General features: G+C 40.7%; 13 protein-coding genes. 8 read left to right on the top strand and 5 right to left on the bottom strand.

Annotation, left to right across the window (positions count from 1 at the left end):
• Positions 1-3 precede the first annotated feature (3 nt).
• The 3 genes from essB to ACIQXR_RS18970 form a co-directional block, all read right to left on the bottom strand.
• A complete protein-coding gene (gene essB, locus ACIQXR_RS18960) occupies positions 4-1,374 on the bottom strand; it encodes a type VII secretion protein EssB (RefSeq protein WP_402991621.1) in 1,371 nt (456 codons plus the stop codon).
• A gap of 70 nt (positions 1,375-1,444) precedes the next feature.
• Positions 1,445-1,684, bottom strand: coding sequence for an ESX secretion system protein YukD (gene yukD, locus ACIQXR_RS18965; RefSeq protein WP_403080575.1), 240 nt, complete (start codon positions 1,682-1,684; stop codon positions 1,445-1,447).
• A gap of 91 nt (positions 1,685-1,775) precedes the next feature.
• Positions 1,776-2,066 carry a WXG100 family type VII secretion target gene (locus tag ACIQXR_RS18970; RefSeq protein ID WP_402875524.1) on the bottom strand — a complete coding sequence of 97 codons (291 nt, stop codon included), beginning with the start codon at positions 2,064-2,066 and terminating at the stop codon, positions 1,776-1,778.
• A gap of 643 nt (positions 2,067-2,709) precedes the next feature.
• Between ACIQXR_RS18970 and ACIQXR_RS18975 the strand changes: the two genes are divergently transcribed.
• The 3 genes from ACIQXR_RS18975 (at position 2,710) to ACIQXR_RS18985 (ending at position 6,145) form a co-directional block, all read left to right on the top strand.
• Positions 2,710-3,654, top strand: a complete 945-nt coding sequence (locus ACIQXR_RS18975) for a DUF1672 family protein (RefSeq protein ID WP_402875522.1) — start codon at positions 2,710-2,712, stop codon at positions 3,652-3,654.
• 12 nt (positions 3,655-3,666) lie between these two features.
• Positions 3,667-5,751 (top strand): SA1320 family protein, encoded by a 2,085-nt coding sequence (locus tag ACIQXR_RS18980; RefSeq protein WP_403080566.1) that lies wholly within the window; start codon positions 3,667-3,669, stop codon positions 5,749-5,751.
• A gap of 199 nt (positions 5,752-5,950) precedes the next feature.
• Complete coding sequence (locus ACIQXR_RS18985; RefSeq protein ID WP_402875518.1) at positions 5,951-6,145, top strand: hypothetical protein; 195 nt, start codon at positions 5,951-5,953, stop codon at positions 6,143-6,145.
• A 155-nt stretch (positions 6,146-6,300) separates the two neighbouring features.
• Here the strand turns inward: ACIQXR_RS18985 and ACIQXR_RS18990 are convergent, their stop codons facing one another.
• Together ACIQXR_RS18990 and ACIQXR_RS18995 are read right to left on the bottom strand one after the other, a co-directional pair.
• The gene (locus tag ACIQXR_RS18990; RefSeq protein ID WP_402959468.1) at positions 6,301-8,028 is read right to left on the bottom strand and encodes a glycine betaine ABC transporter substrate-binding protein; all 1,728 of its coding nucleotides are present in this window, start codon (positions 8,026-8,028) and stop codon (positions 6,301-6,303) included.
• The gene (locus ACIQXR_RS18995; RefSeq protein WP_402875515.1) at positions 8,025-9,245 is read right to left on the bottom strand and encodes a quaternary amine ABC transporter ATP-binding protein; all 1,221 of its coding nucleotides are present in this window, start codon (positions 9,243-9,245) and stop codon (positions 8,025-8,027) included. Before ACIQXR_RS18995 ends, ACIQXR_RS18990 begins: the two co-directional genes overlap by 4 nt.
• Before the next feature lie 1,040 nt (positions 9,246-10,285).
• Here ACIQXR_RS18995 and ACIQXR_RS19000 point away from each other — a divergent pair.
• The 5 genes from ACIQXR_RS19000 to ACIQXR_RS19020 all read left to right on the top strand — a co-directional run bounded on the left by ACIQXR_RS19000 (position 10,286) and on the right by ACIQXR_RS19020 (position 17,300).
• The gene (locus ACIQXR_RS19000) at positions 10,286-11,047 is read left to right on the top strand and encodes a 2-keto-4-pentenoate hydratase (RefSeq protein WP_402959466.1); all 762 of its coding nucleotides are present in this window, start codon (positions 10,286-10,288) and stop codon (positions 11,045-11,047) included.
• A 303-nt stretch (positions 11,048-11,350) separates the two neighbouring features.
• On the top strand, positions 11,351-12,400 hold the full coding sequence (locus ACIQXR_RS19005; protein ID WP_402959463.1) for a 2,3-butanediol dehydrogenase: 1,050 nt from the start codon (positions 11,351-11,353) through the stop codon (positions 12,398-12,400).
• A gap of 336 nt (positions 12,401-12,736) precedes the next feature.
• The gene (locus ACIQXR_RS19010; protein WP_403080567.1) at positions 12,737-14,704 is read left to right on the top strand and encodes a sigma-54-dependent Fis family transcriptional regulator; all 1,968 of its coding nucleotides are present in this window, start codon (positions 12,737-12,739) and stop codon (positions 14,702-14,704) included.
• 271 nt (positions 14,705-14,975) lie between these two features.
• Complete coding sequence (gene lpdA / locus ACIQXR_RS19015) at positions 14,976-16,328, top strand: dihydrolipoyl dehydrogenase (RefSeq protein WP_403080569.1); 1,353 nt, start codon at positions 14,976-14,978, stop codon at positions 16,326-16,328.
• Between the two features lie 24 nt (positions 16,329-16,352).
• Positions 16,353-17,300: a thiamine pyrophosphate-dependent dehydrogenase E1 component subunit alpha gene (locus ACIQXR_RS19020; protein ID WP_402875505.1), complete on the top strand. Its 948-nt coding sequence runs from the start codon at positions 16,353-16,355 to the stop codon at positions 17,298-17,300.
• Positions 17,301-17,305 lie beyond the last annotated feature (5 nt).

Genomic DNA, 17,305 nt, shown 5'->3' on the forward strand with positions numbered 1-17,305 from the left:
TACTCAATCTTTGCTATTCTCTTTCTCTTTTTCTTCAGCTGATTTTCCCGAGGCTTCCTTGCTATCAGGTTCTTCTTTAGAAGCAGGTTCCTTTTTCTTTTCCTCTTCTTTTACAGCTGGTTTGGCTTCCGGTTCCACTACGCTTTCTCTATTTGGCTCTGTAGTAGGCTGCTCCTGTTCTTCCAATTGCGTGGCCTCTTCAAGCTGTTTTTGATATTCATCCATTTCCTTTTTATACTCCTTAAGCTCCGTATCCACTTCTTTCACTTGTGTCTCCTTTTCTTCACCGGACAAATCCTCATTAGATTTAATTTGTTCCTTTTGTGTCAAAAGTCCATACATAATCAATTCTCGATCTTCCATGATTCTCGCTAAGTTGATTGCATCCTCGCTTATGCCTCGGCCAATGTATATCCAATAGAGAAGATACTGACTATCGGTCTGTAGCGTAATGGCCTTTAAGATATTTTCCTTCTGAAAGTCCATCAATGACCCATGGGTAGTGACATAAGATTTAGAAAGCTCATACTGAACAACATATGGCATTTTCTCAGGATTGAAATGTTCCAATCGATCAATGACTTGGCTATATTCCTGTTTCAGGAAATTCTCCCCGCTTTCCACATAAGCCTCTTGCCTTGGTTGGGAAAAGAATAGTGTATAAATCGTAAAGAATAAGAGAGGGACTAAGATTATGCCTATTCCCCATAATGTGTAACGCTCCATTTTCCACTTTTTTTCTGGAATATGCACAAATGTTTTATGTTCTTTTTCCAGAAACTCTATTTGATTCTGGACATACAAGATCAGCCCTTCCCAAGTCTCTTCCGCTAAGATACTTTGGGTTTCTTTCGATAGTTTAAGAGTTTTATGGTAAAGAAGGTACTGATCAAATGTATACTGACTATCAACAAGAGCTGCAATCGTCGCCTTGGTTTCCTGAAACAGCTGGTTGGCGTTCTCCTCATACGGCGGCAGGCTTTCTTTTACGCCATAATGAAGAAAATAGGGAGTAAAACTTCGATCGAAAACCAGATTCTCCGGGCAGACGATTACCCGTAACCGAGTTAACTCATGTCTCCTGATCTTGTTAATCATTTGATGGGAAGCCATCCATCGATTCAAAGAACTTTTATTGCGTGCCTTGTTAAAAGCAAAAAAAGAGGTGGGCGGTACAATGCTGATCTGCACCTCATCCTCTGAAACCTCTATAGTTTTATGAAGAACCGAATCCACTTCCTGAATCAGCTGTAATTCCAAGGGATTCTGCATCAGCAATTTAGCACGTTGGAAAACGAATATATATCCATCATCATTCTTCTTCATTACCGCTTCCATTTGCTTTTCCAAATATGATGATTTTTTCTCACCCATTCTATGTACTCCTTTACCCCTGCTAAAGGGCTTTAGACTTTTTTCCTATATGTAGGACATGCCTCTTCCATTAAAGAATCTCGAGCCGATCCCCCGTCGTGATGCCACTATCCACTAATGTGTCATAACCGGCACAAACAAACTCCTTATTTTGAACCCGCACCCAATACCCTTCCCGTGGCACTTGTGCAATGCCCTTTACCTCCCAGACAATTTCCACAACCTTTTTGACGGAGCGGTAATTGGACACTTGGAGATCAAAGACCTCGCCCGTATATCTTTTTAAATCAATGGTTAATTGAATATAAATGCCAATCACCTCATTAAAAGAAAAAAACGCCACGATCTACAATCAGATTCACGGCGCTTTTCCCTAAAGCTTCTATCTCGTTTTTATCTAATTATCCGCGAATTTGGCTAGCAATTTGATTATCTGTATCTTCAAGAATTTGAGCAGATTTCGTCAATTGTTGAGATACTTCATTTAATAAACGAGCCATATCATTAAATGAAGGTTTTAATTCTTCATATTGTCCAACGAAGGCTTGACTAGAAGAACCTTCCCAAATCCCTGTTAAGTGATCCCTCATTTTATCCAAACGGCCAATAATATCAACGACCTGCTGGCTTTCATTATCATATTGTCTAGCTACATCCTTAAGTTCCGATGGGGTTACGCGAATTTGTGACATAACAATTCCTCCTTTAATGTGTTTAGTTACATTTTAATAGAACTATACAAATTCTGCCATAAAAATTAACAAACGGGTCATAAAATGGTAAATTATGATTATACAAATAATCCTAAATCTACCATCATAGAAGTCTAAGTACCTGTTTCTATACATTTCTAAACCACTTTGGGCGAAATATATATCATTTTTTTCCATATATTCAAACTAATAGCTCTATATACCTACTATTTTTTTCCTATAATAGGATTAATTCGTCCTTTCCATTATAAAAGGTGACCTTTGCACCCCTATCATTGTTTTAATCAATCGTTTGATTAAAGACTTTAGGTCCGGCCAACACTAACTTGGGAGGAAATGTAATATACTTCTTTGAACGATGTTCACTATAAACAACCCGGATATCATGATCATGGTTGTAAGCTTCTGCTCACAAATAGGCCAAAGGACTTCAAGCTTACGAATATCCCATTCCCTTCTGCCTATTTTTTGAAAACATTTGATGATTTCAGAAGTAACATTTCCCATTATGATAGAATTATTTACATTAGTTGGGTAATGTGTAAAAAACGGTATAAGTGGAAGGCAAAATAGATGATTGGATATTCAAATCGTACAGCATCTTTGAAGGGGGGATATTTAAATGAAGGGCAAAAAAGTCATGGCGCTAGGAATAGGTGTAACCGTATTGCTGGGAGGATGCTTAAATATGAATCTTTCAAAAGATAAAGAAGTAGAAAAGGAAATAGTCGCCACGAGTGGTGAAAGAAATGCTTATGAAAAAGATCACTTTGTAAGAATTCAAGACTATCATGGGGCTGGGTACACCCTACGCAATAGTGGAAAGGAAATCCGTCACCTCGCTGCAAGTCACCGGGAAGAGATTCAAAAGGCAGTAAAGGCATTCTTCCTCGATACATATAAGACGGAAGTTATGGTCCATAACATAATCGGTGCGGTTGATGGGGCATCTGTTTTTGTTGAGTCAATCGGCGAACCTCATTTTTATACCTTTGCCATCGTCCCCATTGATCTCGATAGGAAAAAAGTAAAAACAGATGAAGTTTGGTCTCAAGAGGGACAAGTGGAAAACGCCCTTTCTGGTGCACTATACGCCATGGCTTTTGATGAGGATTTCACAAACTTAGATCGCTACTTAAAAGAAACCACAGCCAGTTACCCTATAGTGGGAACACCAATAAAGGCCATTGAAAAAGTAGGCGCTAAAGGATACGCAACCTCTCACTACTATGTAAATCCAGTAGGAGATTCATTTGATTCCCTCTATAAAATGTATCTAAAAAACCCGGATATCAGTAAGGATGAATTGAGGGATTTTCTTCAGAAAGAGGCATTTGGACCAGAGGATATCATTTTCACCATTTATTTATACATGAAAGACAAAGATAAGGCCCCTGATGAAGCCATTTTCAATAAAATCGTCTCTGACATCGAAAAGATGGAAGGCATCCCACGTGGTTCATATTCCATCATATTGAATGATAACTTAATCGATCGAAGACGAGCAATTGGGACGAAGGAAAACTCGTTAAAAAGAACAGCACCAAATGAAATCATGAAAGATTAGGGAGGATCTTCTATGGCTGTTGTTAATACCCTATCAAGCCACGCCACCGATGATAATGATTTAGTCGAGCTTGCCGGATACCATTCTTATGTTCACTATGATATAGATGAAGTGTTCAAGGTGAATGAAAAGAAATTCAGGGTGATAGATACCATCTATAACACGGATACCGGTCTTGATGCACTTACTGTTCAAAATGTTAAAACAAGAGAGCTGACCGTGGTATTCGTTGGCAGTGAGCAAATGGATACGGATTGGATTGGAACGAATACAAAACTGCTTAGCGATGCCCCCCCTGCCCAGGTCCGAGAAGCCGTAGCCTATTTTGAGCATATAAATGATGAAGTGGGTGAGGTATCTTCCGTCTCTGGAAATTCCCTTGCTGGTGCTTTAACCAATGCGGTCGGAATCGATAATCCAGGAGTAAAAGCCGTTACCCTAAATCCAGCGATCCTTCCTGCTGGTATGGTTGATCCGGATAAAGAATATGCTAATATTACAAATTACTATAGTAAGTTTGACTTTCTGACGGGGACGGAAGAGACCATTAAGATGGGCGACCGGATTCCTGGTAAGAAGTACGGAATAAATAACGGCGTCCCCTCCTTTTCCATGCTTGGCTCCAACCATACTGGATATATCAAGCAAGATGCAAATGGAGAATTTACATTAGAGATAGGAATAGAAGGAGAACCAGGTCACGGCTTTGTCCATATTGGAGCTGACGATCATATCGTCACAAGTCTCTGGACAGGCGCCCCTTTGTATGGGGGCCAGAGTGAGCGAATCGAAATGAACCAAGAAAACATGATGCTACTGTCCCATGGAATACGTGATAATGTGAAAGGCCGTCTTGGCAAGGTCAGGGAATATGTCGGTAACTCAGTCCGTATCGTCCATACCGAAAATGAAAAATTCAATCAACGGGTAATAGGACTTCAGGATGCCTTTCAACAAAAGTTCGAGGAAACTGCCGGGGAACCTGTCTTTATGGGTATCACCACAACGGGTTTTGTCATGAAGGCATGCATAGACGAACTAATCAGGCTCTTGGATAAGGCAGAAGACAAATGCAGGATTCTAAATAATGTCCTGAACTCTAAGCCTGTTGAGATAGTCGAATATATCACATCCGTGAATCTAAGCGTCGAGATTCTTTTCGATGCTCCAAAAGAGTACTTGGAGCAATTGAAAGCGGATATCGATGACTTAGTGGCAAGTGCAGGGACTATTATTTCGAATGAAATCCCGGAGTTATTTAAAGGCGGAAAAGACCTTTTTGTAGATGCAGTTGTAGGAGAACTTGACGCGCACTATGACATACTCGAAAGAAATAAGGAAAGCGTCTATAAACAATTACAGGATTACGAGCGCCAAGTTCAGGACATTGCCGATACGTTTCACGATAAGGACGCCAGTATAGCAGGAGCCATACAAACCAGCGCATCCCCGACAGATGGAATAGGCCCTGTCCAGAAAACAGCTCTTATCACTTTAGAGCCCTCCCCCTACCTAAAGGTCGGCATGAAAATCAAAGAGATTCAAGTCCAAATGGCACATAATCAAATCAACACTTTAGGGATGACGGTATTAATGCCGATCCTCATAAGCGTAAAAACAGTACTGACACTGATCGAGGCAGCATTAGACGCCATCATTCTAGCTGTTAATGCCGTTTTGACAGTAGGAATTTACGGTAATCCTGTGAGCTTGCTTATAAGTTTATTTACGGATTATGAACAGAAAATAAAGAACGCCGTCCAAGAAGTATTGGAGCCTATCATAGAAATGGAAACATCCATAGAAGGCATTCGTCTAGGAATGGACCGTATGATCATCAATCTTCCTGAAATGCTTAGTAATTTTAAACCATATATCGATACAGCGATTTTCGAACCTGGAAAATTTAGTGATGTTCGTCTATACAATGTTTCTGCTCTAGCCGTTCTGGATGACATGGAAGTTTTATTCGAGGATATTACCTTTCAACTATCAGGTCAAAAAGCAATGGCAATTGAAGCCACCTTGGAAATATCGAAGAACGTATTAGGAAACATCCAGCTCTTAAAAGAACAAGTCAATCGGGGAACACTATAATCCATGAGATTGACAAGGATACAATCCCACTGCCTCTACTACTCTATCATTCAACCGTTGGGATTGCTTACTCCTCATTCGAGTTTTATCCACGTTTTGCATTTCCCCCTATTTTAAAGAAGGAAATCTCTTTATAATGAAAGCATCCTGTTCTCCATCCTAATAATGACCATTCAACAACAGCCAAGGTGGAAAAAAGATGAAAATGTATAAGTTAACGGAAGACTTTTCCTCACTTTATAAAAAAGGAGCAAGATTCTTCGTCGTTTCTGACTCGGAGTTTATCGGTGTCAAAAGCTATGTATTGCTATCCGAAGACTTGAGGGGCAAAATTGAAGTAACGGACGATGAGTTGAAGAATAAATTTGTTTCCATTAAAGGGAAGCCTCACTAGTTTATAAAACAAAAAAAAGGGGCTGTCCCAAAAGGTGTAATTACCCCGTAATTGAATAAATAGTAAAAGGCAGAAACGTTGATTTAACAACATTTCTGCCTCTTTGTTTTTGCGAAATTCAATGGAATAAGGACTTATTAGACAGCCCCTTTCCTTTATTTCAAGTCTTCAACAGAATCAATATCGACGTAATCTGGCACAACCAAACCATTCTTCGTTCCTTTAAGGTTTGGTCCTAAATCGATGATATCTTCTTTATATTTATTGTAATATTCAAGATGCGTTCCTGGAAGCCATGCCGCAACAAATGCATCCGCACTTCCATTTGCAACGCCAGCAAACATTGGTCCCACTTCAACTTGGCTTAGTGTTACATCATAGCCATTCTTTTCGAGAACCTTGCCAATCACATTTGTACTGGCTATTTCCGTATCCCAGGCCACATACACAAGATTGATACTTTCACCATTTCCTGCTTTTGTACCTTTTGTCCATTCAGACACTTTATCAGGATTTGCACTGATCCATTTTTCCGCTGCTTCAGATGGAGACTTGCCCCCAGCAACTTCGACCATCACATCTTCCATATCACCCGTTTCCCAGAAGAATTGATCTAGGATTTTATACGCCCCAGGCGCATCCTTTTCGAGTCCTTGTCGAGCAATGGTATTAATGTTTTCAGCACCGCCAAAGGATTTATTCGGATCGTCAAGATACTTCAAATCGTATGTTGAGAACATCCAATGCGGTGACCAACCCGTAACGATAATCGGTTCTTTCTTATCAATCGCTTTCTTCAATTCCGCAACCATCGCGGCTGAAGAACCTTCGACAAGATTCCAGTTGTCCAAATCGTAATCTTCGATAGCCGTTTTGGTTAATTTCATCAAACCGGCTCCCGGCTCGATACCGATGATTTCATAATTGGTCTGTTCACCAAAGTTATTTGTACCGCCTTGCATGACTTCTTCTTTTTTCAAGATTGTAAATAACGCCGTACCGACCACAAGGATCGCAAGAACTGAGAAAAATACTTTCTTGCTAAGAAGCTTGCCATACGCTGGTTTACGCAGGTTTTGCGTGATGCGATCGAGAATGATGGCAATGATAACAATCGACAAGCCCGCTTCAAAGCCTTGTCCGACGTTAATTTGGCTTACTGCCCGGTAAACATCTGCCCCAAGGCCAGGTGCACCGACCAAGGAAGCCGTAACGACCATAGAAAGGGCAAGCATGATGCTTTGGTTAACTCCCGCCATAATTGTTGGCATCGCCAATGGCAATTGTACCTTGAATAGCTTTTGGCTACTCGTTGAACCGAAAGCATCCGTTGCTTCAATCAAATCATTGGGCACTTCCTGAATGCCAAGACTCGTCATTCGAATCGTTGGTGCGATGGCAAAAATGAACGACGCGATGATCCCTGGCACGACCCCTATTCCAAAAAACAGGATGGCCGGAATCAAGTAAACGAATGCAGGCATCGTTTGCATGAAATCCAGAACGGGTGTCACGATTCTTCTTACCGTCTTACTCTGTGCACTCCAGATACCGACTGGGATCCCTATCAGAATGGTGAGGAACCCTGATAATAAAACGATAGCAATCGTTTGTATGCTTGAGTCCCAATATCCTAGATTATCAATTAATAATAAGCTAACGAACGTAAATATTCCTAACGGCCATTTGCTTGTATAGGCAACTAAAAGAGTTAAAACAATAATCAATACGATGGAAGGTCCAACACTCATCACATCTACTAAGAGGTTCAATAACCCTTCGATCGCATTCGTTATAAGAGTAAATAATCCGGCAAATGCAATCGTTATCCAGTCCACTAAAGAGTCGACCCAAGCGCCTAATGGGATTTTGGGTATATTCATTGAACTTCACTCTCCATTTCTATCAGTTCATTCAATGAATCTTTATTACCTGCCAATGCCCCAATGACGGCACCACGGACAATGATTCCTTTTATTCTTCTCTTATCATCAATGACTGAAATCGGCAGACTGGAAGTTGCCATCACGTCCATAAGGTTTACAAGTAATTCTTCCTCAGGAACCGTCGGGATATCCGTTGACATCACCTCAGAAATAGATTGGTCATTTCTCAATGCCTGGCGTGCTTGCTCTGCCGACAAAGCCCCTAATAAGACTTGCTTACGATCTACGACGAATATGCTGGAATAACCTTGTTTGCGCATGATCTCAAGGGCAACCCTTGGACCACGGTCCACTGCGATTTTCTCAGGCCGCTTCATCACGTGAGATGCGGTAAGCACCTTGGATAAGTCCACATCTTCAACAAACTTCTCGACAAACTCATTAGCCGGGTTCATCATGATTTGTTCTGGTGTTCCCAGTTGGATGACGCTTCCGTCTTTCATAAGCGCAATCCTATCCCCGATTCTTAATGCCTCATCAAGATCATGGGTAATGAAAATGATCGTCTTTTTGTATTGCTCTTGAATTTCTAGCAATTCATCCTGCATGTCTTTACGGATCAACGGATCAAGCGCACTAAAGGCCTCATCCATCAACAAGACATCAGTATCGCTTGCAAGCGCACGTGCAAGACCGACCCTTTGTTGCATCCCGCCGCTAAGTTGTGAAGGCATCTGTTCTTCATATCCCTTTAACCCAACCGCTTCTAGCGCACTCATGGCTTTTTCACGTCGGATTTTCACATCCACCTTTTGAATTTCCAGCCCGTACTCGGCATTTTCCAGTATCGTTTTATGAGGGAATAAAGCAAAGTTTTGAAAAACCATGCTAATTTTCTGTTGCCTAACTTTTCTTAAGCGGGCCGCATTCATCTTTACAATATCTTCATTTTCGATTAGGATTTCGCCTAAAGTTGGATCAATCAATCGATTGAACATACGGATCAAAGTCGATTTTCCACTTCCGGATAACCCCATGATCACGAAAATTTCACCGGGATAAATTTCAAAATTGACGTTATTCACACCAACCGTTTGACCCGTTTCTTTCAAAATTTCCTTCTTTGACTTGCCTTGCTTCAATAAATCCGTAGCTGCTTTTGGGGATTTCCCAAAAATTTTCGAAACATTTCTGACCTCTACATATGGCTTCATTCAGTCACCTCGTTAGTTTGTTGACCATATGATGTTCAGTTCTGCTGTTTTCCTCATCTTGTGATGAGTCATCATGATTGTATAATTCTACTCTCTTAAGCTAGTCCAACCTGCACTTTCACACGAACGTCAAAAGGGGGAATGACGTAACATAATGGGTAAAACGTTACACTGTATACCAAAACGAACGCACTGAAAAATACTTAACATTCACATAATTAGTCCTGGTCATATGTGTAAAATAATTGAGTTTTTTTAGTAGAAAAAAGAGGTGCGATAGTAGAATACATGGTTATCATTTAGAGTTTTCCTTAGACCACAATCAAGTATGTGTCCCTAATAAAGACAGAAGTGGCCAAATTAAGCGGTGGTTGTCCTAAACCACAACACATTAAGAAAAACACGTTTACAATGACCATGATTCATCGCTTGATCATTTACGTGTGATTATTTGAGCATTTCAAGTAGAAAAAAAAGGAGTAATCACAACTGAGGATAGTTGCAGAAACGGTGTATACCGACTGACATTTAAATGGTTTTTTACTTGGATTTTTTTGTTCGTCCCATCCCTAGGACTAAACGTTTATCCCTAAAGTACTTAATAACCTTAACAAAGATTGAAATAAGATTCAAATGAAGCGTAGTGTAAACCGTGATGATACCTGGCTTAATTGCATGATAAGATCCCACTATTCTCACGCGGATAATTTGCTTCGATTACCCTCGGTTAACTTTGACGTACCAACGGTGTAAGCCCTTACCGAAAAACCGCGTAATTGGTTCCGTACCGAAGACGTAAAAAGTTTTTTTAAAAAAATGAAATTGTTTCACATTTTTGGGTAAATCCTACGGGTTGATTTGGATAAAATTAGTAGGCGATTAGATGGATTCTACAACCCATCTAACCAGGTTTTTCAAACAAAAACGTTTAAGGCATTCCATGATTTCTATTTCACTGGTTTTCTGGCAGAAAGAATAAACTCTTCCTTTTAAAAAATGTTAGAATAGTATTAATATTCAATTAGAAGGGATGGGATAGAATGATTAAGGAAGTCTTTTTGAACAAATTGTCTGACTCCTACATACACGTAAAGGCATTGAAAAAGGACGTTTTTTCATCACATATCAGTTTGGAAGAAGCCTATCGAATTCAACATGCTTTCACTGCCGCAAAAAGAGCAAATGATGAATGCCTGAAAGGGTATAAAATCAGTATGACTAGTCCCGAAACACAAGCCTTGTTTAACGCCAAGGAACCGTTGTATGGACAGTTAACCGATAAACAAATAACCAATAAGATTTCTTTAAGTAAGCAAATGCTAAGTCCGCTGATCGAACTGGAGTTAGTCTTTATTGTCAAAGAGCCCTTGACTGCCGCTTCTACTGAAGAAGAAATAATCAACAAAACACAAATTGCTCCAGGATTAGAAGTTCCTGATTCCCGCTTTGAGGATTGGTTTCCTAAAATGCCAAAAGAACAGGTTTGCGCAGATGGGGCAGTTGGCGGAAAAGTAACCATCGGGGAAGCAAAAGACTACACCTACACTGATATAGACAATATCAATGGCAAGTTGCTCTTCAATGGACAAACCATTGATGAAGGTACATCTTCGGTTGTAATGGGGCATCCGCTCAAGGCCATCATGTGGCTACTTGAAAAACTCGGGCAACATAATTTAACACTCGAACCAGGCATGTTCGTATCATCTGGCACATTCATCCTACCAAAAACACTAGAAATCGGGATGTATACTGGTCAATTCGAAGGAATCGGCTCCGTTACGTTATCGGTTACGGAATAAATAAGGACCGCAATGTCTCAGTGAAAAAGGGAAAGGCCTCAAAAGCCTCTCCCCTCTCCATGTATCTAATTCGAAAACGCCTCTCCCATATTTTTTCTCAACATACCCCTATCCAGCAATTTGATTGAACCCGTTCAATAACTCTCGTAAGATCACTTTCGAAGTGCTTAAGACTACTACCCTATCATCCAAAACTTCTCGTTTACTAGACTCTACTGAGAATTGAAAGAAAATTACGATAATAGTATACTGATTTTGAGATTCAGTGGTAATAAAATCCATACTACAAAAGGAAGTGTCAATATGAAAGCGCTCAGATGGCATAATACTAAAGATTTAAGATTAGACAATATCGAAGAGCCACATGCAAAAAAAGGCGAAGTTAAACTTAAAGTCGAGTGGTGTGGAATTTGTGGGAGTGACTTGCATGAGTATACGGCAGGACCCATATTCATCCCAGCGGAAGAACCACATCCTTTAAGCGGGGATAAAGCTCCGATTGTTATGGGGCATGAGTTCTCTGGAAAAGTCATTGAAATTGGTGAAGGCGTCACTAAAGTAAAGGCCGGGGATCGCGTTGTTGTGGAACCCATCTATTCATGCGGTGAATGTGATGCATGCAAACAAGGGAAATACAACCTTTGCAACAAAATGGGGTTCTACGGACTTGCTGGAGGCGGAGGCGGATTTTCCGAATACACTTCTGTTCCAGAACATATGTTACATAAACTTCCTGAAACTGTTTCATATGAGCAAGGAGCACTTGTCGAGCCCTCAGCTGTGGCTCTTCATGCTGTAAAACAAAGCAAACTACAAGTTGGCGATAAAGCTGCCGTCTTTGGAACTGGCCCAATCGGTTTATTGGTTATTGAAGCCCTTAAAGCAGCCGGAGCGGCGGAAATCTATGCGGTCGAGTTATCGGAACAACGTAGACAGAAAGCAGAAGAACTTGGAGCCATCGTAATTGACCCAAATAACGGAGATGTTGTAGAACAAATTCAAAACCTTTCAAATGGTGGAGTGGATGTTTCTTATGAAGTCACAGGAATCCCACCAGTCTTAACACAAGCCATCAACTCCACTACATTCAATGGTGAGACGATGATTGTAAGTATTTTTGAAAAAGAGGCCCCCATTCATCCGCAAAATATCGTTCTGAAAGAACGTACAGTAACGGGTATCATTGGCTATCGTGATGTATTTCCAGCTGTCATAAGCTTAATGGCACAAGGATACTTCCCTGCCGACAAACTAGTAACTAAGCGTATCACGCTTGATAATGTAATCGAAGATGGCTTCGAAGGTCTATTAAAAGAAAGAAACCAAATAAAAATATTAGTCCAAGCTAAATGAGATGAAAATCCGTTAAAGAATGTTCGGATAGATGAACTGGATAGTCTAATGACTATCCAGCAACATGATCTTTATTCATTCCTTCCTGTTTTATCTATATGTAATTGCTTAACTTCTTCGTTATTGAACACTTCACCAAGTTTACGATGGACCAAAAGAAGCTAAACGCTTGTCTACTTCATTCAATACCAATTCTTCATCTTCTATAGATCTAAACCCGCTTTAGTTTGGTCCTTTTTGATAATATCTTCTAGCTATCGTTAATTTAAATGGCTGGAACAAGTTGTTTTAAATTAACGAGATACACCTAAGTAACTATATGATGGAGGACATTCAATGAATCAGACACTTAGAAGAGCTATTGTTGAATCCCAAGAATACAACCTTTCCACGAAAAGCGCTTGGAACCTTTACCAAGAAAAAGGACAGTATCCTGATAAAAGCATCCGGGCTGAGATTTTCGATTCATGGGAAAATTCCAAGAAACTAGGCATCAGCCCATTCCAGAATAAAATTAATGAGATCATTAGCCCAAACACTTTGAAGACTCGGCTCGATAAAAACGAGCAATTGCTTTCATTCGCTACCCCGAAAATAAACAGTTTGTCAGATATCCTACATGACTCTAAAACGATGCTTTCCATTACGGATAAACATGGTACTATTCTGCATTCCTCCGGTGAAAAGGGTGTCTTGGAAAATGCTGAGCGGATTAGTATTTTCACGGGGGGCACCTGGAGTGAAACATCTGCAGGAACAAACGCGGTAGGAATGGTGTTGAAGACGAAACAACCTTCTCGAGTTTTGTTTTCTGAACACTTCTGTGAAAAAAATCATGATTGGTATTGTGTCGCCTCCCCCATTTTGGATCCTTTTACAAACGAGCTAATAGGAATCATCAATATTGCAGGTTGCTCTAATCAAGTGCATCAACACACGATTGGGCTCGTCATTTCAGAAGTGAACAATATATCGAAATCTATTGATCGGCAATATCATGAGTATATTCTGCGTAATAATTTATTTTTGAATACAGCACTAGAAGGTGTGGAGGATGCCGTATTTGTAGTGAATACCGGAAAAAGCATTATAGAAAAAAATAGAGTGGCCAAATCGCATTCCATCCTAAAAGATGTTCAATCAATCATGCATCTCCCTGAATTAGATAGACTTGTTGATTCTGTCTTACTCTACGGACTGAGAATAAGAGAAGAAAAAGTAAGTCATGATGAAAACAAGCAAAAATTCATTTGCTCCATCTATCCCGTTACTTTCCAAGACGAACGGCTAGGTGCAGTCATATTTCTAAGAGAGAATTCAGCCTATCCATCTTCCATCGGACATACGCCTTCATCAGGCCGTTCCTTACATACTAAATCTACACGCTATAGCTTTGATGATATGGTCGGTTCCTCCAACGATTTTGTAGATGTCGTGAAAAAGGCGCGAAAGGCATCGTTAATCGATGCCACACTTTTCTTAACAGGAGAAACCGGGACGGGAAAAGAAGTTTTTGCGCAGGCAATCCATCAGGCAAGCAACCGCCGAGATCAGCCTTTCGTAGCGATTAACTGTGGCGCCATCCCTCATGGATTATTTGAAAGTGAACTATTCGGTTATGAATCAGGGGCCTTTACCGGAGCTAAGGCGAAAGGCAATCCCGGGAAGTTCGAGCTGGCCCAAAAAGGGACAATCTTTCTTGATGAAATTGGAGATATGCCGCTTGATTTACAAGTTCATTTACTTCGAATACTCGAAGAGAGAGTCGTCACAAGAATTGGCGGAGATAAACCAATACCTCTCGATGTTCGTGTCATCGCTGCTACTCATAAAAATTTAGCGGAAGCGGTCAAAAAGGGAGAGTTCCGCGAGGATTTATATTATCGACTTTGCGTAATCCAAATGAGAATTCCTTCTTTGCGGGAAAGAATCCACGATGTTCCTGAGTTAGTCACCCAATTCATGGAGATCATGGGTGGTCAATTCGGAAAACAAGACATTCGGGTACACCCCGATACCATGGACTGCCTGACACAATACACATGGCCAGGAAACATAAGAGAATTAAAAAATGTTATCCAGCAAGCCCTATTCAATACGGAAGGAAATATAGTATTCCCCTTCGACCTTCCTCCTGAATTGGTTGAAAATATAGGGGAAAACGAGAAAGAGGCGCTTATTGAAGCCATGATCAGAGAAAACGGAAACATTACCAACGTTGCAAAGACCCTTTGCATTTCCCGCTCTACCATCTATCGAAAAATCAAGCAGTATCAACTGAAACCAGAAGATTGGCTTGGATAATTAAATAACATGCAACGACAAAAGCCCAAACTTATCCACTCACTGATAGAGTGATACAGTTTGGGCTTTTTCTGTGAGACATTGATACACTTACTTGTTTCATTGGAACAGTTCTATATAGGAGATGATGATCAAAATAATGGGTGATAACCATTGATATTCATGGAGATGAACGAAATTCCACCCCCCTGCTCTATGTTGGCACGCCACTTGCATAATGTATTAGTGTAGGAAAAATTCCACTTCAAGATGAAAGTCAGGTGATGTAAAGATGAAGGAATTTGACGTGATTATAATTGGCGCAGGTCCTGGAGGATATGTTTCTGCCATTCGGGCTGCACAGTTAGGAAAAAAAGTCGCCATCGTCGAGAAAAAGAAAATTGGCGGGGCCTGTCTTAATGTTGGCTGTATCCCTTCCAAGACACTATTAAAGCATGGAGAAATGATTGAAGAAATAAAAAAGGCAAATAGCTGGGGAATTGAAACGGGTGAATTATCCATTAATTTCTCAAAACTGATGAAGCGTAAAGATCAAGTAGTGCAATCATTGACGAGTGGTGTGGAACATTTGTTAAAGACAAATAAAATCACTTTATTTCAAGGAGAAGCATCCATAACGGAGAACTTAATCGTTTCAATCGGTGATGACAAAATAAAAGGCCAAGATATTTTATTGGCAACCGGAAGCAAGCCCTTCATCCCTCCAATCAAAGGGCTGGATCAAGTGGATTACCTTACTACCGATTCATTTTTTGACCTGAAGGAATTGCCGAAAGCCATGGTGATCATTGGTGGTGGAGTCATTTCGGTAGAACTGGCTTTTGCCATGGCGCCATTGGGAACGAAAGTGACAATTGTCGAAGTTGCTCCTGACATTCTATTAACCGAAGATGTGGACGCACGAAAAATCATCAAAAAGGAATTGAAAAGGAAAAACATCCAAACCATCGTTAAGGCCGATATCCGGGAAGTGAAAAAAGATCAGGTTATATTAGCAGACCAAGAAATCTCCTATGATACCCTGCTAGTCGCAACCGGTAGAACCCCTAATATTGAGTTGGTACAAGACCTAAAAATAAAAATGGATGATACCAACAAGTTTGTGGCAGTCAATGAATACTATAAAACTAGTAAGAAACATGTTTATGCAGTAGGAGATTTAATCGGAGGCTATCAGTTGGCTCATGCGGCGAGTGCAGAAGGTCTAGTTGCAGTACATGCAATGAATGGCGAAGCTCCCCAACCCATAGATCAGACTGAAATCCCTAGATGCGTATATACTCATCCCGAAATTGCTTCATTTGGGCTAAGTGAAGAGCAAGCCAAGAATGCCAATTTTGATGTAAGCGTCACCACCTCTCCCCTTTCTGGAAATGGAAAAGCCATTGCCATGGGAGAAACAGAAGGTTTTATTAAAATCATCTCCGATCGTACATATCAGGAAATTTTGGGGGCGGTTATTGTCGGTGCCCACGCAACCGAGTTAATCGGGGAAATTTTGGCTGTGAAACACTCAGAAGGAACGATGAATGAGCTTGCAAGCCTTATACATGCACATCCTGCAGTGGCTGAAGCAATTGGAGAAAGCGCAAATGCATTATTCAAACAAGCGATTCATATGTAAACACCAAACAAGGAGGAATTACGAATGGAAAAGAATGAAGCACTTTGGATTTATCAAAAGATGAATGAAATTAGATTTTTTGAAGATGATGTACACCGCACCTTTGGAAAAGGTTTAATACCAGGATTTGTCCATTTATACGCGGGTGAAGAAGCCGTTGCAACTGGAGTGATGAGTTTATTGGATGACGAGGATTATATTACAAGTACTCACCGTGGACATGGACATGCCATTGCAAAAGGTTGCGATATCAATGGCATGATGGCTGAAATCATGGGAAAAAAAGATGGCCTGGGTGGAGGAAAAGGCGGCTCCATGCATGTTGCCGACGTTGATAAAGGAATGCTAGGTGCCAACGGGATTGTTGGTGGTGGGTTTGGACTAGCTGCCGGTGCAGCTCTTAGCATTAAGACGTTAGGTCGGGACAATGTAGCTGTTTGCTTCTTCGGCGATGGTGCTTCAAATGAGGGTACGTTCCACGAAGGGCTAAATCTTGCTTCCATCTTAGATCTACCTGTTATCTTTGTGTGTGAAAATAACCAATTCGGCGAAGGCACGCCTTTTAGATATGCAAGTGCCTCTAAAACAGTGGTCGAAAGGGCTCCAGCTTATAATATGCCAGGTGTACGTGTGGATGGCATGGATGTCGAAGCCGTATACAACGCAACAAAAGAAGCGATTGAACGGGCCAAATCCGGTAAAGGTCCTACATTAATTGAATGCGACACATACCGGCAATATGGTCACTTTGAAGGGGACGAACAAAAATACAAGACGGATGAAGATCCCAATAAAGACCGTGATCCCATTCCTGAATTCCGTGAAAAAGCGATTAAAAATGGTTGGATGACTGCAGAAGAAGCGGATTCCATTGAAGCAGCGGCAGAAAAAACAATCAAAGAGGCAGCTGCTTTTGCGGAAGCGAGTCCATTACCGGATGAATCCACTCTATATACGGATATATTTGCATAAGAATA

This window comes from Peribacillus sp. NPDC097224 (assembly GCF_044761985.1).
Classification (GTDB): Bacteria; Bacillota; Bacilli; order Bacillales; family DSM-1321; genus Peribacillus.

Excerpts from the sequence above, each read along its gene's own strand:
- essB (WP_402991621.1), bottom strand. The coding sequence starts at position 1,374 with ATGGGTGAGAAAAAATCATCATATTTGGAAAAGCAAATGGAAGCGGTA.
- ACIQXR_RS18970 (WP_402875524.1), bottom strand. The coding sequence starts at position 2,066 with ATGTCACAAATTCGCGTAACCCCATCGGAACTTAAGGATGTAGCTAGA.
- ACIQXR_RS18975 (WP_402875522.1), top strand. The coding sequence starts at position 2,710 with ATGAAGGGCAAAAAAGTCATGGCGCTAGGAATAGGTGTAACCGTATTG.
- ACIQXR_RS18980 (WP_403080566.1), top strand. The coding sequence starts at position 3,667 with ATGGCTGTTGTTAATACCCTATCAAGCCACGCCACCGATGATAATGAT.
- ACIQXR_RS18985 (WP_402875518.1), top strand. The coding sequence starts at position 5,951 with ATGAAAATGTATAAGTTAACGGAAGACTTTTCCTCACTTTATAAAAAA.
- ACIQXR_RS18990 (WP_402959468.1), bottom strand. The coding sequence starts at position 8,028 with ATGAATATACCCAAAATCCCATTAGGCGCTTGGGTCGACTCTTTAGTG.
- ACIQXR_RS18995 (WP_402875515.1), bottom strand. The coding sequence starts at position 9,245 with ATGAAGCCATATGTAGAGGTCAGAAATGTTTCGAAAATTTTTGGGAAA.
- ACIQXR_RS19000 (WP_402959466.1), top strand. The coding sequence starts at position 10,286 with ATGATTAAGGAAGTCTTTTTGAACAAATTGTCTGACTCCTACATACAC.
- ACIQXR_RS19005 (WP_402959463.1), top strand. The coding sequence starts at position 11,351 with ATGAAAGCGCTCAGATGGCATAATACTAAAGATTTAAGATTAGACAAT.
- ACIQXR_RS19010 (WP_403080567.1), top strand. The coding sequence starts at position 12,737 with ATGAATCAGACACTTAGAAGAGCTATTGTTGAATCCCAAGAATACAAC.
- lpdA (WP_403080569.1), top strand. The coding sequence starts at position 14,976 with ATGAAGGAATTTGACGTGATTATAATTGGCGCAGGTCCTGGAGGATAT.
- ACIQXR_RS19020 (WP_402875505.1), top strand. The coding sequence starts at position 16,353 with ATGGAAAAGAATGAAGCACTTTGGATTTATCAAAAGATGAATGAAATT.